The organism is Blautia sp. MSK.18.38, from assembly GCF_024460535.1.
GTDB classification, from domain to species: domain Bacteria; phylum Bacillota; class Clostridia; order Lachnospirales; family Lachnospiraceae; genus Blautia_A; species Blautia_A fusiformis.
Genome location: NZ_JANFYP010000007.1, coordinates 85518 through 98358, shown reverse-complemented (window position 1 = coordinate 98358; position 12841 = coordinate 85518). Strand labels below are relative to the sequence as shown.

The 12841-nt window shown below is 44.7% G+C and carries 12 protein-coding genes and 1 pseudogene; 1 reads left to right on the top strand and 12 read right to left on the bottom strand.

Translation table 11 applies throughout. From position 1 onward, the window contains the following. Positions 1–112: 112 nt before the first annotated feature. The 6 genes from NE638_RS06375 to NE638_RS06350 form a co-directional block, all read right to left on the bottom strand. Positions 113–2479 carry an ATP-dependent DNA helicase gene (locus NE638_RS06375; protein WP_059085249.1) on the bottom strand — a complete coding sequence of 789 codons (2367 nt, stop codon included), beginning with the start codon at positions 2477–2479 and terminating at the stop codon, positions 113–115. Positions 2480–2657: 178 nt separating this feature from the next. Then, positions 2658–2879: an HPr family phosphocarrier protein gene (locus NE638_RS06370; RefSeq protein ID WP_015525837.1), complete on the bottom strand. Its 222-nt coding sequence runs from the start codon at positions 2877–2879 to the stop codon at positions 2658–2660. Positions 2880–3213: 334 nt separating this feature from the next. Next, on the bottom strand, positions 3214–4533 hold the full coding sequence (locus NE638_RS06365) for an aspartate kinase (protein ID WP_015525836.1): 1320 nt from the start codon (positions 4531–4533) through the stop codon (positions 3214–3216). Positions 4534–4714: 181 nt separating this feature from the next. Then, complete coding sequence (locus tag NE638_RS06360) at positions 4715–4996, bottom strand: DUF2325 domain-containing protein (protein WP_015525835.1); 282 nt, start codon at positions 4994–4996, stop codon at positions 4715–4717. Positions 4997–5139: 143 nt separating this feature from the next. Then, positions 5140–5829 carry a tRNA (N6-threonylcarbamoyladenosine(37)-N6)-methyltransferase TrmO gene (tsaA, locus tag NE638_RS06355; RefSeq protein ID WP_015525834.1) on the bottom strand — a complete coding sequence of 230 codons (690 nt, stop codon included), beginning with the start codon at positions 5827–5829 and terminating at the stop codon, positions 5140–5142. A gap of 87 nt (positions 5830–5916) precedes the next feature. Further along, positions 5917–6783, bottom strand: coding sequence for a GGDEF domain-containing protein (locus tag NE638_RS06350; RefSeq protein WP_173745924.1), 867 nt, complete (start codon positions 6781–6783; stop codon positions 5917–5919). A gap of 135 nt (positions 6784–6918) precedes the next feature. Between NE638_RS06350 and NE638_RS06345 the strand changes: the two genes are divergently transcribed. Then, positions 6919–7173, top strand: coding sequence for a hypothetical protein (locus tag NE638_RS06345; RefSeq protein ID WP_015525832.1), 255 nt, complete (start codon positions 6919–6921; stop codon positions 7171–7173). A 73-nt stretch (positions 7174–7246) separates the two neighbouring features. Here the strand turns inward: NE638_RS06345 and NE638_RS06340 are convergent, their stop codons facing one another. The 6 genes and pseudogenes from NE638_RS06340 to pabB form a co-directional block, all read right to left on the bottom strand. Then, positions 7247–7990 carry a DeoR/GlpR family DNA-binding transcription regulator gene (locus tag NE638_RS06340; protein WP_059085199.1) on the bottom strand — a complete coding sequence of 248 codons (744 nt, stop codon included), beginning with the start codon at positions 7988–7990 and terminating at the stop codon, positions 7247–7249. A 71-nt stretch (positions 7991–8061) separates the two neighbouring features. Continuing rightward, positions 8062–8319 carry an HPr family phosphocarrier protein gene (locus tag NE638_RS06335; RefSeq protein ID WP_015525831.1) on the bottom strand — a complete coding sequence of 86 codons (258 nt, stop codon included), beginning with the start codon at positions 8317–8319 and terminating at the stop codon, positions 8062–8064. A 39-nt stretch (positions 8320–8358) separates the two neighbouring features. Continuing rightward, positions 8359–9229: pseudogene (locus tag NE638_RS06330) on the bottom strand (PTS fructose transporter subunit IIBC); the annotation flags it as partial. Positions 9230–9273: 44 nt separating this feature from the next. Then, the gene (pfkB, locus tag NE638_RS06325; protein ID WP_059085202.1) at positions 9274–10185 is read right to left on the bottom strand and encodes a 1-phosphofructokinase; all 912 of its coding nucleotides are present in this window, start codon (positions 10183–10185) and stop codon (positions 9274–9276) included. A 351-nt stretch (positions 10186–10536) separates the two neighbouring features. Then, positions 10537–11331, bottom strand: coding sequence for an aminotransferase class IV (locus NE638_RS06320; RefSeq protein WP_021650993.1), 795 nt, complete (start codon positions 11329–11331; stop codon positions 10537–10539). Positions 11332–11417: 86 nt separating this feature from the next. Beyond that, positions 11418–12839: an aminodeoxychorismate synthase component I gene (gene pabB / locus NE638_RS06315; protein ID WP_021650995.1), complete on the bottom strand. Its 1422-nt coding sequence runs from the start codon at positions 12837–12839 to the stop codon at positions 11418–11420. Between the last annotated feature and the right edge of the window lie 2 nt (positions 12840–12841).

Here is a 12841-nt window from a genome sequence, read left to right as displayed (position 1 = left end):
ACTTTTCTTATGATCCTATTTTACAGTTTCTTGTCCTGATCCGGCATCCACACATTCCTCCAGTGATTTTCCAGATAAAGACTCTATAAGTATATCGGATTTCTCCGTTCTGTCAAGTAAACCTCTTCCAGAACGTCTCCACTGCACCTTCTACCGTATCCAGCCTGCAGCCTGTACGGTCCTGCCATTCCCTGGGAAAGATTTCCTGGTAATCCCGATCCCAGAAGCGGTCATCCAAAAGCAATATCACGCCTTTGTCCTCTTTTGTGCGGATCACGCGCCCGGCGGCCTGAAGCACCTTGTTCATACCCGGGTAGCGATATGCATAATCAAAACCACAGTGATTCTTTTTATCGTAATACTCTTTCAAGATCTCACGCTGACTGCCGATCTGGGGAAGTCCGGTTCCTACGATCACTGCCCCGATCAGACTTTCCCCTGTCAGATCAACACCCTCAGAAAAAATTCCTCCAAGGACACAGAACCCTACCAGGGTACCTTCCCGTTCCTGAAATTCCTCCAAAAATCCTTCCCGTTCCTGTTCTGTCATATCCGGCGTCTGACACACGCAGCGCACCCAGTCTACGGAAAATTCTTCCTCATAAACTTGCAGTACGTCTTCCATAAGACGATACGACGGAAAAAACACCATATAATTTCCCTGCCTCTGCCAGACACATCTGGCAATATATCCGGCGATCTTCCGGTATTCTGCACGATTTCTCCGGGTATACCGGCTGCTTACGTCGCTGCCGATAAGAATCCTGCGGTTTTCTTTTGGGAAAGGAGACTGCACATAAATCCCATAGGCATCACGGTCTGTTGTCAAAAGCTCCCGGTAATAGAGCATGGGAAACATTGTAGCTGAAAAGAAAATAGCACTTTTCCCTTTTTTCAGGTATTCTCCCAGATTTTCTGCCGGGTTCACACAGAACAGCCTCAGACGAAATCCTTCTTCTGCGTTGTTTTCGGTATATACTACATAATTTTCATCTACCAGCTCTGAAACATTTAAAAAATCACGCACTATAAAATAAAATTCCAGTATTTCCCTGCGTAGTTCTTCTTCCAGTTCTTTTTCCTCCAGTATTTCTTCCAGTTCACCTGATATTGTAAGAAATGTGATCGGCAGTACTCCGGGATTGGGAAGCACCTGATACCCTTTTCCTGTTTCCGCAAGATTCTCTTCCAGTTCCATCATCTGGCGATTTGCTTTATCCAGTGTTCTGGCCAGTTTTGAAAATCTCTTTCTTATCTTCTTTCGAAGTGCTACCAGACTCTGACGGGAAATACCGGCACTGTACATCTCTCTGCCACGTTCTACCAGATTATGTGCCTCATCGATCAGAAAAATATAATCCCCGGAAATATTTTCCCCGAAAAAACGTTTCAGATGAACATTGGGATCAAACACGTAATTATAATCACAGATGATCCCGTCTACCCAGATTGAAAGATCCAGACACATTTCAAAAGGGCACACCTGCCATTTTTCTGCATGAGCACGGATCACTTCTCGGGAATATACCTCTTCAGTGGTCCAGAGCTCATAAACCGCATCATTTACCCGGTCAAAATGCCCCTTTGCATAAGGACATTTCTCCGGTGTACATTCCGGAGTATCCTGAAAACACAGCTTTTCCTTTGCCGTGATCGCCGTTACCTTGAATTTCAGACCTTTTTCCCGCAGGATGTGAAATGCCTCCTGCGCCACAGTTCCTGTGATGGTTTTTGCGGTAAGATAAAAAAGTGTTTCACCTTTTCCCTCACCGATGGCGCGCACGGACGGAAAAATGGCAGACATGGTTTTTCCCACACCGGTAGGCGCCTGAACAAATAAGGTCTTCCCGCTGGAAACCGTATGGTACACACCACTAACAATATCCCGCTGCCCTTCTCTGTATGGAAACGGAAACTGCAGATCCTTCATGGATGCATTTCTCTCTTTTTTCCAGTTAAGAGAATATGCGATCCATTTGTGATAGGCATCCAGAAGCTTCTGATACCAGCCTTTAAGCTCCTCTATGGAAAAATCCTCACGAAATCTCCTGGTTTCTTCCGTCTCAAGATGAGCGTATGTCATCTGAATGTGGATTTCAGAAATCCCTTCTTTTTCTCCCCAGATCATTCCGTAACACATGGCCTGGGCACGGTGGACAGGTATTGGCATGTCCATTGCCTGGACATTTCCGTAAGTCCCCTTGATCTCATCAATATAAACGGCTCCGTCCTCTGTAAAGATCCCATCTGCACGGCCCTCGACCTGAATGACCACATCGTCGTATTCACTTTCTTTTTTCAGAGAAACCTCTGCCTGATAATCGCCCTTCATACTCCGCTGTATCTTGCGGTGAAGCCTTCCGCCTTTTAACATGGCTTCCTTATCTCCGGATGTCCCACTGCTGTTATCCAGATCTCCGCTCCTCAGTATAAATTCCACAAGATTTCTGACAGAAATCCGCACTCTTGGTTTTTCCATATTTTCACTCCCGGCAGCTGCCGGAATTCCAGTCCGGCAGCTATTCTTTTTCCATGCTATACCAGGATTATACCATAAAATATGATCCGAAAGCTTCCCATAATAAAAAGGACGCATGTTCTGCTTTTCTTCTCATGAACTGCGCCCTTTTATCACCGTTTTTCTTTATTCATATTTCTCAACCTGCTGCATACTTGGAAAGAACACGATTAAAATCCTCATCTTCTCCGTAACACTTTACTGTCAGAGTCTTTGTCAGATCCAGACTCAAAAGTCCGAGGATCGACTTTGCATCAATGATAATACGGTTATAAAATACATCAATATCAAAATTACATCTGCTGGCTGCACTGACAAACTCCTGTGCACTTTTTTCATCCAGTTTGATCTGTTTCTCCATAGCTGACCGCCTGCCTTTCTGATTTTTTCATATTTCAGTTTTACACAAAAGTTAAGTTTTTGTCAATACTGTTTATTTCATATCAAACTTTTTTCGACACAATGTACAATATCTTTGTCTTTCCTTTGGAAATCCTGTTGAATTTGATTGTATTATTTTTAGATAAATCTTGGATTTTTTCCAAAAAAATCCGCCGCAGGACGGTATGTTACACGTACTGCGGCGGTTTTAAATAAATCGGATATTCGGAATCCGTTTCCGGATTTATATAAATCGGATATTCGGAATCCGCTTCGCTACTTCCTCATAAACAAAATCCGTTTCCGGATTTTGTTTATATCCGTGTCAGAACAAAAATATCGTAGATTGCTCTGACTGCTTTTTCGAAATCACGATTCTCTACACCGATGATGATATTCAGCTCACTGGAACCCTGGTCGATCATTTTTACGTTTACATTTGCATGGGCAAGAGCAGAGAAGATCCTTCCTGCAGTGCCTCTCTGGGATTTCATTCCACGACCAACAACTGCGATCAGTGCAAGGTCAGATTCCATCTCCACAAAATCAGGCTGCACCAGACGGTGGATACCTGCGATAACCTGCTGCTCTTTCTCCTCAAATTCGTCCTGATGAACATATACAGTCATAGTATCGATTCCGGATGGTACATGCTCAAAGCTGATCCCCTGATCTTCAAATACCTGAAGTACCTTGCGTCCGAACCCGATCTCACTGTTCATCATAGATTTCTCGATATTAATAGAGCAGAAACCTTTCTTTCCGGCGATACCGGTAATAGTAAATTTCGGCTTCTTACAGGTGCTCTCTACGATCAGAGTACCTTTATCCTCCGGGCTGTTTGTGTTACGGATATTGATTGGAATTCCCTCTTTACGAACCGGGAAAATGGCATCCTCATGAAGAACAGTAGCTCCCATGTAGGAAAGCTCACGAAGCTCTCTGTATGTGATTGCCTCGATAGGCTCCGGATTGTGAACGATACGCGGATCTGTTACAAGAAAACCGGAAACGTCCGTCCAGTTCTCATAAATATCTGCATGGATAGCTTTTGCAACCAGGGAACCTGTCACATCAGAACCACCTCTGGAAAATGTCTTTACTGTGCCATCTGCACATGCGCCGTAAAATCCCGGAATAACCGCATGCTGGGATTTGCTGAGTTTTTTGGAAAGGAGTTTATTGGTCTCCTCCGCTTCCAGATTACCAGCTTTATCAAAACGGATCACAGAAGCTGCATCCACAAAATCATATCCAAGATATGCAGCCATGATCTTACCATTAAGGAACTCTCCTCTGGATGCCGCATACTGGATTCCTGCCTGTGCACGGAAATCTTCATCGATCTTCTTGAACTCCTCCTCAAGAGAAAGGCTCAGTCCGAGTCCCTTGATGATCTCATAATATCGCGCCTTGATCGCATTGATCTTCTCAGTGATATCCTCCCCTTTGGATGCTGCGTCATAACATCCATAAAGCATATCCGTCACTTTGATATCCTCGTCAAATCTCTTTCCCGGAGCTGACGGAACTACATAACGGCGGCTCTCATCACTGCGGATGATATCGCCCACTTTCTGGAACTGCTCCGCATTTGCAAGAGAACTTCCACCGAATTTTACAACTTTTTTCATGATAACACCTCTCACCTGTAATTTCGACTTCCAGCGCCGCCTTTTCACCATTCACTGCAACGCTTTACCACAGAAACCTACGGCTATTTTATTGAATAATTTGTAATTTTGCAAGCCTTTCCGTAACATTTCTGCAAAAAAGTCAAATTATACAAGAGAAAAGTATCTCCTGATCTGTTTCTTATGCACAGTACTGCTTCAAAATGTTCTCGAGAGCTGCAGCGCTGCTTGTGTGACAGCGGCATACCGGAATGGATTTTTTCTTTGCTTCTTCTACTGCGCAGTTTACCATTTTGTGGGAAACGGTACTGGTGAACAGGATCATCAGATCCGGCACCCCGATCTTTTTCTTCATGGCTCCTTTTTCCTTGGCAAAAACTTTCGCCTTGCATCCGAAGCCTTTGCAGATATCCTCATACTGACATACCATTCTTTCATTACCGCCTACAATTACAACGCTCATAATTCACTCTCCTTTGATCTCTGAACTTTTATATGACTGTTTCAAGGTTATTTTAAACTAACTTCACTTTTAAAATATTGAGTTAGCACTTGCTAACTCATTTATTATAATACCATCTCACAAAAAGTTTGTCAAAGGTAATTTTAAATTCTGTCTAATTTTTTATATCCTGTGATCTCACATACTGTAAGTATGCCGTTTTTTACCTGAAAATGAACATCCATTCCTGCAAAAGGCATTCCGTATATCCTCTCCGGATCTTTCTGGTAGGCAGGCCTCGGATCCTCTCTGAGCACGCCTTCCAACGCAGTAAGCTTATCCTCCGGAATCCTTGCCTTCCATTCTTCCGGGATCTCTACCTGCAGAAAATGCTGCTCCACCTTCGTCGCAAAGCCGCCCAGCGCTTCCGGATGGCAGTCTGCCACAGGCAGATATGGCTTAATATCATAGATAGGGGTTCCATCCATCAGGTCCGCACCGGATACGATCAGTACAGGAGCTTCTTTGCTTTCCAGATCGATCTTTTCAAGCTTCACACAGGATAAGCCTACAGGATTGGGACGGAAGGGCGATCTGGTGGCAAATACGCCCATCCTTTCATTTCCGCCCAGGCGTGGCGGACGTACTGTAGGGGACCAGTTCTCACGGATCGACTGTGAAAACTCCCACAGCAGCCAGATATGCGAAAAATCTTCCAGTCCTTTTACCGCTTCCCGTACCCGGTATTCCGGTTCAAAAACAATACAGGCTGTCAGTTCTTCCACTCGACCGCTCTGACGCGGGATTCCGAATTTTGTCGGAAAATCACTTCTGATCCTTGCGATTATCTTCATATCCCTATTCTCCCTTTCACTTGCCAGATATACACCTCATGCGCCTGTTACATAATTCTGCTTTCAATGACTGTCATGTCATTTCCGTCAGATCCTCTTGTAGGCAACACAGTTTTTTTGCCGCTTGGCCTGATAGAGAAGCCTGTCCGCTTCCATCACTCCATCTCTGACCTTACAGCTTCCATATACACCTCCCACGCTCATGGAAAGCCGGATTTCTTTGTATTCCGGCACATCTGCCATTGCGATCTCTTCCCGGATATCTTCCAGCTTCTGCTGAAATACCTGTTCCGGGATTTCTTCAAACATCAGAAGAAATTCGTCTCCTCCATAACGCAGTACCACGTCATCTGCCCGCACATGCTCAAAAATCATTCTGACAATGGTACAAAGCGCCGCATCTCCAGCTACATGGCCATAGCTGTCATTGATCTGTTTAAAATTGTCCACGTCGATCATAGCTATAGCCCCCATCTTATCCAGGGATTTCAGCTGTTCCTCAAAATATCTCCGGTTTCTGGCACCAGTCAACGGATCTTCATATAATTCCCGGTTGAATCTGCTGATCTTATCGATCAGAGATCCGCTTCCATAAGCTCCCAGAAAGATCTTATCCGTCATTTTAAAGACCATTTCCATGACAAGAGGTGTCCCGTCTATAACCACATATTTGGCGATTACCTGATAAATGTCATCATTGACGAACTCAAATTTCGTCATTTTGTTTTTACGGGCAAAAACTTTGGCAGAAATACAGTTCTCACATCTTCTGCCTTTATTCCACACTGCAAAGCATTTATGTTCTGCTTCATAAGAGCAATCGTCTAAGCCAATATTTACCGGAGCTGTACGGCTGACATCCACCAGTCTTACAATGTCAAAAACCGTCTTCAGCATTTCTATTTCCATATTTACTTCCCGGGCAGTCATAAATACACCCTTATCTTTATCCATAGTATTTTCCTGCGTTTCTGAAATATTATATACATTCATGATAACACATTGCGCATCAATTCACAATTGTATTTCATCGTCGTTTATGCTATTGTATAGTGTATAAGAAGTAATATTTTTATCAGGAGGTTTCATATGGCACAGAGACGTACAAAGATAGAAGTACTCAATGAGAAAATTTCCAAAGTAGATTCCAAGATTGCTGCCTGCACCGAAAAGATAGCAGCGCTGGAGGATGAAAAAACTGCACTGGCAGCTCAGCTGGATGAGATCCGCAAAGCTGAAAAAAAGGCAAAGGAAGCTGCCGAACTGAAACGTCTGCTCAAGCTGATGCACAAAAAAGACATTTCCGTAGAAGATCTGGAAGCCATGATCTCCAGGGAAGCATGAAACAGATCCTCAACAAACAAAAAACCGGTTTACGAAGAATTTTTTCTTCCAAACCGGTTTTTTTGTGATCTTTCTATGATATGATCTGTATATTTCTGCAATCTTTATATTCTTTGGAACAGCTTTCCGTCAGGATCACCGCTCCGTCAAATGAAAAGAACGTCACCGCACTGATCTGTCCGAATTTGGAGCTGTCAGACACTACGTACTTTTCCAGACACTGCTCCATGGCTGTTCGCTTTACCAGTGCCTCATTGGATTCCGGCGTGGTAAAGCCTTCTCTCTGAGTCATCCCGTTGGTCCCGAAAAAGCCCTTTGTAAAATGATAATTCTTCAACATCTGCATGGCCTGACTTCCGATCACAGCTTCCGTAGATCCCTTCAGTTCTCCGCCGATCAGCAGCACACGGACTCCCATCTGAGCCAGAGCCCTGGCATGGGAAACACCATTGGTGACAAAAGTCGCCCCGGAGCCTTCCAGATGCTCCAGCATATATCCGGTAGTCGTTCCCGCATCCAGATACACAAAATCTTCCGGACGGATCAGAGCTGCCGCATAGGCTGCGATCTTCTTTTTTTCTTCAACATTCAGTTCAACTTTCTGGGCTACGGTAGGCTCATAGGCATTGACAGTATGTTCCAGTGCCACCGCACCGCCAAAAACCCTGGTCAGCTTCCCCGCCTTGTAAAGCGCCGTGATGTCTCTGCGGACCGTAGATTCCGATGCATCCAGGATATCTTTCAGTTCTGTTACCGTAACACTGTTTTTTTCTCTGAGAAGGCCGAGTATGATCTCGTATCTCTGCTCCGTCAGCATTCCTTTTCCTCCTTCAAAAAAGACATCCCGATCGACCGGACCGGGATGCCTTCTGTTCACTCATTCTGAGATTACAGGTTCTCCTGCATGAATTTGCTTACTGCCTCGTATGCTGCATCCTCATCTGCACCATCGAATGTAAAGGTAACCTCATGTCCCTTCTTTACGCCAAGTCCCATAAGTGCAAGAAGCTTTCTGCACTCTACAGTCTTGCCGTCCTTCTCGATAGTGATCTTGGACTCGAAACCTTTTACAAGCTTCACAAGCTCTCCGGCCGGACGTGCATGGATTCCTTCGTTATCTGTTACTACATACTTGAATTCTTTCATTTCTTTATCCTCCAGTTTTTTATTTTAATTTTAAAAAATTTAAGCAACTTTTTTCTTCAGTACCCCGAGAAGTACAGCTGAGATCAGAGTTCCCACAACCAGTGCGACCAGATACATCATTGCATTACCTACAACCGGGAATACGAAGATTCCGCCATGTGGTGCCATCAGTGTACAGTTGAAGAACATGGAAATCGCTCCAGCTGCTGCGGAACCGACGATACAGGACGGAAGTACATGGACCGGGTCAGATGCCGCAAAAGGAATCGCACCTTCTGTGATAAATGCAAGTCCCATAATAAAGTTGGTCGGTCCTGCCTCACGCTCTTCTTTTGTAAATTTGTCTTTAAACAGCAGGGATGCGAGTGCGATGGCACACGGAGGAGTCATACCTCCCACCATAACTGCTGCCATAATGTCATAGTTGCCTGCCGCAATAGCTGCTGTACCAAATACATATGCTGCTTTGTTGAACGGGCCGCCCATATCAATGGCCATCATACCACCAAGAACCAACCCTAAAATTACTTTACTTGAATTTCCCATGCCTGTCAAGGCATTATTTAATCCTGTATTGATACCGCCCATGATCGGCTCTACAACGAAGGTCATACAGAGTCCCATAAGAAGGACACCAACAACCGGATAGATCAGTACAGGCGCTATTGGTCCGCTTTGCTGATTCCATCCGAAACCTGACATTCGATGACTTTCTTTCCATCGAAACGATCCATGGGAACCTTGGCATCTGCAGCTACAATGATGCAGTCTGCCTCCCGGATCTCCTGATCCGTAAGTACATTTTTGCTCCACCGGAGCCTCGTGTCTCTATTTTAATAAAACAGTCTTTCGCCTTCGATGCTTTTTCCAGTCCCTCTGCTGCCATGTAGGTGTGGGCAATACCTGTGGGCGATCAGGAAAAGAAGGGTAACCGGCTCATTTACCGCATCATCTTTACCCCTCTGTTACCTGTTCATATACTGCCTGAACCTCTTCCCTTGTGGCAAGATTTTCAGAAAATGCACTTGCGCTTCCTGCGGAAATCCCCATATGGAATGCATATTCGTGATCCTGTTTTTCCATCCAGCCTGCCATAAAGCCTGCTACCATGGAATCTCCGGCTCCTACGCCGTTTACCAGTGTTCCTTTCGGCGCCGGTTTCTCAAACACCTGACCGTTCTCCGCTACCAGGACAGCTCCCTCACCGGCCATTGAGATCAGCACGTTTCTGGCTCCTTTTTCCTGGAGCTTCTTTCCGTAAGGGATCACATCCCGACGGTTCTTAAGCTCTACGCCGAAGATTTCTCCAAGCTCATGGTTATTGGGCTTCACCAGGAACGGATGATACTTCAGGACATTTACAAGAAGATCTCTCGTTGCATCCACAACGATCATCACGCCTTTTCCGTCCAGTCTCGCCATGATCTTCTCATACATATCATCCGGCATAGATGAAGGAATACTTCCTGCCAGAAAAAGCACATCTCCCTCTTTCAGTGTGTCAAGCTTCTTCATCAGCTCCTGAACCTTTTCAGCGCTGATCTCCGGTCCCATTCCGTTGATCTCAGTTCCATCAATAGATTTCAGCTTCAGGTTGATCCTTGAAACGCCTTCCGGGATCCTGATAAAATCAGATCTCACTCCCATCTCCTCAAGCTTTCTTACAATCTCATCTCCGACGAATCCTGCCATGAAACCAAGTGCTGTATTCTCGATTCCAAGATTCATCAGCACGGTGGAAACGTTGATTCCCTTTCCGCCCGGAAGCATCAGCTCAGAGCTTGTTCGGTTGGTAAGTCCGAGTTTAAAATCCTCCACGGAAACGATATAGTCCAGAGACGGATTAAAAGTAACTGTGCAGATCATTTTTCTCCTCCCATATCTTTTATCCTGCGGTTTTTGACCGCTTTTTGTTGTTTTTCATTTGTTGAACTCAGTATACTTCCAAATTCATTCAAAGTCAATCAAATTACTTCACAAAATTCATGAACGTTTTTGGTTGAGTTTGCACAAAAAACGTGCATCAACCTTAGCTTTCCCTGGTTAATGCACGCTTATCTCTGACTGTATTGGTCACTTTCATTCAAATTCCGTTATAAATCTATGTACCATTCCAAATTCCTGTTTATATTACCTCCATCCTCAGGTACATTTCCCGGAAAGCCGGATCTTCACATTCCATCACCTTTCCTAAATGTGATAGTTTCGCAATAACATTTATCTGATTTGTTTCCTATTCGCAGTATCTCTGACCATCTTCCGATATCTTCTCATCAGCTCCCTTGTCACTTTGTCTTCCTCAAACCGGATTCCTCCGATCTGACGCACCGGCATGATTCCCATCAGGGAATTGGTGACAAAGCATTCCTGATACCATTTAAGATCCTGAACATAGATATAGGTTTCTTCCACCTCTTCCGTGTCACAGAGATATTCACGGAGGATTCCCGGGAGAAGTCCGCAGCTGACTTTTGGTGTATAGATCATGCCATTTCGCACAAAGAATACATTACTTACTGTCCCTTCCGATATCTGTTTCTTTGTATTCAGAAACAACCGTTCATCCATTCCTGCTGCTGTAGCATTACGTTTTTCCAGGATACAATCTCCGTAATTCATGGTTTTGTGATATACAAGAGGTGATGTTTCATTTCGTTTTACCTTGCTGACATCCATGATAAAGCCTTTTTCATAATTCTCCGGCGTATAATGATTGGCACGAAGAGAATACACTACATTTTCCTTTGTAAGCATAAGCTTCAGCGCACAGTGTTCCAGTCCGTCAAATTCTTTCTGCACCTCCGGGCGTTTTTTTTGTTCTTCCAGATATTCTTCGATCCTCCCGGCTGTGATCCCACGCACTGCCGGATCACCCAGCTTCAGGAAATCTGCCGCTCGTTCCAGTCTTTTCAGATGCTTTTCCAGAAGTATGGGGGTTCCCTTTTCTATTCCTATGGTCTCAAATGCTCCCAGACCGAACTGAAAACATTCATCTAAGGTTATGTTGTTCATTTCCTTTGACCTCCTTATGAAGTGTCCCTGTCAGATTCTCTGATCTGTCCACAGAGCCTTTCACTTTTACCGTTCTGTATGTTTCTCTACTGCAGTGCATCCAGGATCGCTTTCGCCTTCTGCAGAGTCTCCTCATACTCAAATTCCAGATCTGACTCTGCTGTGATCCCGCCGCCGACACCAAGGTGATATTTTCCGTCTTTATGAAGGGCTGTACGGATCACAATATTGAAATCGCAGCTTCCGTCCAGTGTCAGGTAGCCGATAGAGCCTGTATAAAGATTTCTCTTTCCGTGTTCCAGCTCGTCAATGATCTCCATGGCACGGTATTTCGGCGCACCGGTAATAGAACCGCCGGGGAATGCAGCTTCCAGAAGATCCATAACATTTTTTCCTTCTTCCAGTTTTCCTTCAATATCCGATACCAGATGAAAAACCGTAGCGTATGCTTCCACTGTAAAAAGCTCGGTTACCTTCACGCTTCCCGGTGTACATACCCGGTTCAGATCATTTCGCTCCAGGTCTACGATCATAAGAAGTTCACTCTTATCTTTTCCGGAATCCTGAAGCTCCCGACGGAGCATTTCATCTTCCTCAGATGTTACGCCACGTTTTCTTGTTCCCTTTATAGGACGGGTATTTACATGACGGTCTTTCATCTTCAGAAAACGTTCCGGAGATGCACAGACGATCTGATAATCTCCGAAATCCAGATATCCGCCGAAAGGAGACGGATTATTTTTCCGAAGATCATAAAAAACATCCAGAGGTGGTTTTTCGCTTTCAATGGTCAGCTGCTGCGTCATATTGGCAATATAGATATCGCCCTCTATAATATAGCGGATCATCCGATCTACTGCCTGTTTGTATTCTTCTTTCTCAAAGTTGGGATGAACCTGGATCCTGAATTTCTCACGGTGAGAATTTTCCGTGACCATCTTGTTTCCGGATTCCTTTTTTTCCCCTGTTTCCGATCCTTCCTGTTTCCCCGCCTCTGTAAATTCCCGGATTGCTTTTTCCATCGCTCTGATTTCTGCTGCAGCGTCTGCACTGATTCCGTTTGACACAAGATAGGTTCTTTTTTCCTGACAGTCTTCTATGATAAAACAGTCATAAAACGTCAGAACTGCCTCCGGAACAGTCACAAGATCCTTTTCTCCGGATGGTACTCCCATCTGTTTTCTTCCGTAATCATAGGAAAAATATCCTACTGCACCGGATACGATGGGAAGTCCGCTGTTATTTTTGTCTTCATGGGTATTTAAATATTCCCGCATATAGTCTTCAAAGGTTGTTTCTGTTTCCGGCCTTCCGTTGATAGTAAAGTTCTCTCCGTCCTTTACCAGCTTCAGATACGGACATCTTCCGATCACAGAATAATGTCCCAGCTCATTGACAAGGGAGGAATCCAGAAACGCTGCTCCGGGTTCTCCCTCGTAGATCCGAAAAATGTCCACTGCCGGGATATATGGGGTCAGTTCTTTTATTCTTCGCTGATTTTTGTACATAT

Coding starts and splice junctions, on each gene's coding strand:
- NE638_RS06350 (WP_173745924.1), bottom strand. CDS start 6,783: ATGGATAAAGATAAGGGTGTATTTATGACTGCCCGGGAAGTAAATATG.
- NE638_RS06375 (WP_059085249.1), bottom strand. CDS start 2,479: ATGGAAAAACCAAGAGTGCGGATTTCTGTCAGAAATCTTGTGGAATTT.
- NE638_RS06365 (WP_015525836.1), bottom strand. CDS start 4,533: ATGAAAAAAGTTGTAAAATTCGGTGGAAGTTCTCTTGCAAATGCGGAG.
- NE638_RS06335 (WP_015525831.1), bottom strand. CDS start 8,319: ATGAAAGAATTCAAGTATGTAGTAACAGATAACGAAGGAATCCATGCA.
- NE638_RS06370 (WP_015525837.1), bottom strand. CDS start 2,879: ATGGAGAAACAGATCAAACTGGATGAAAAAAGTGCACAGGAGTTTGTC.
- pfkB (WP_059085202.1), bottom strand. CDS start 10,185: ATGATCTGCACAGTTACTTTTAATCCGTCTCTGGACTATATCGTTTCC.
- pabB (WP_021650995.1), bottom strand. CDS start 12,839: ATGTACAAAAATCAGCGAAGAATAAAAGAACTGACCCCATATATCCCG.
- NE638_RS06360 (WP_015525835.1), bottom strand. CDS start 4,996: ATGAGCGTTGTAATTGTAGGCGGTAATGAAAGAATGGTATGTCAGTAT.
- NE638_RS06340 (WP_059085199.1), bottom strand. CDS start 7,990: ATGCTGACGGAGCAGAGATACGAGATCATACTCGGCCTTCTCAGAGAA.
- NE638_RS06345 (WP_015525832.1), top strand. CDS start 6,919: ATGGCACAGAGACGTACAAAGATAGAAGTACTCAATGAGAAAATTTCC.
- tsaA (WP_015525834.1), bottom strand. CDS start 5,829: ATGAAGATAATCGCAAGGATCAGAAGTGATTTTCCGACAAAATTCGGA.
- NE638_RS06320 (WP_021650993.1), bottom strand. CDS start 11,331: ATGAACAACATAACCTTAGATGAATGTTTTCAGTTCGGTCTGGGAGCA.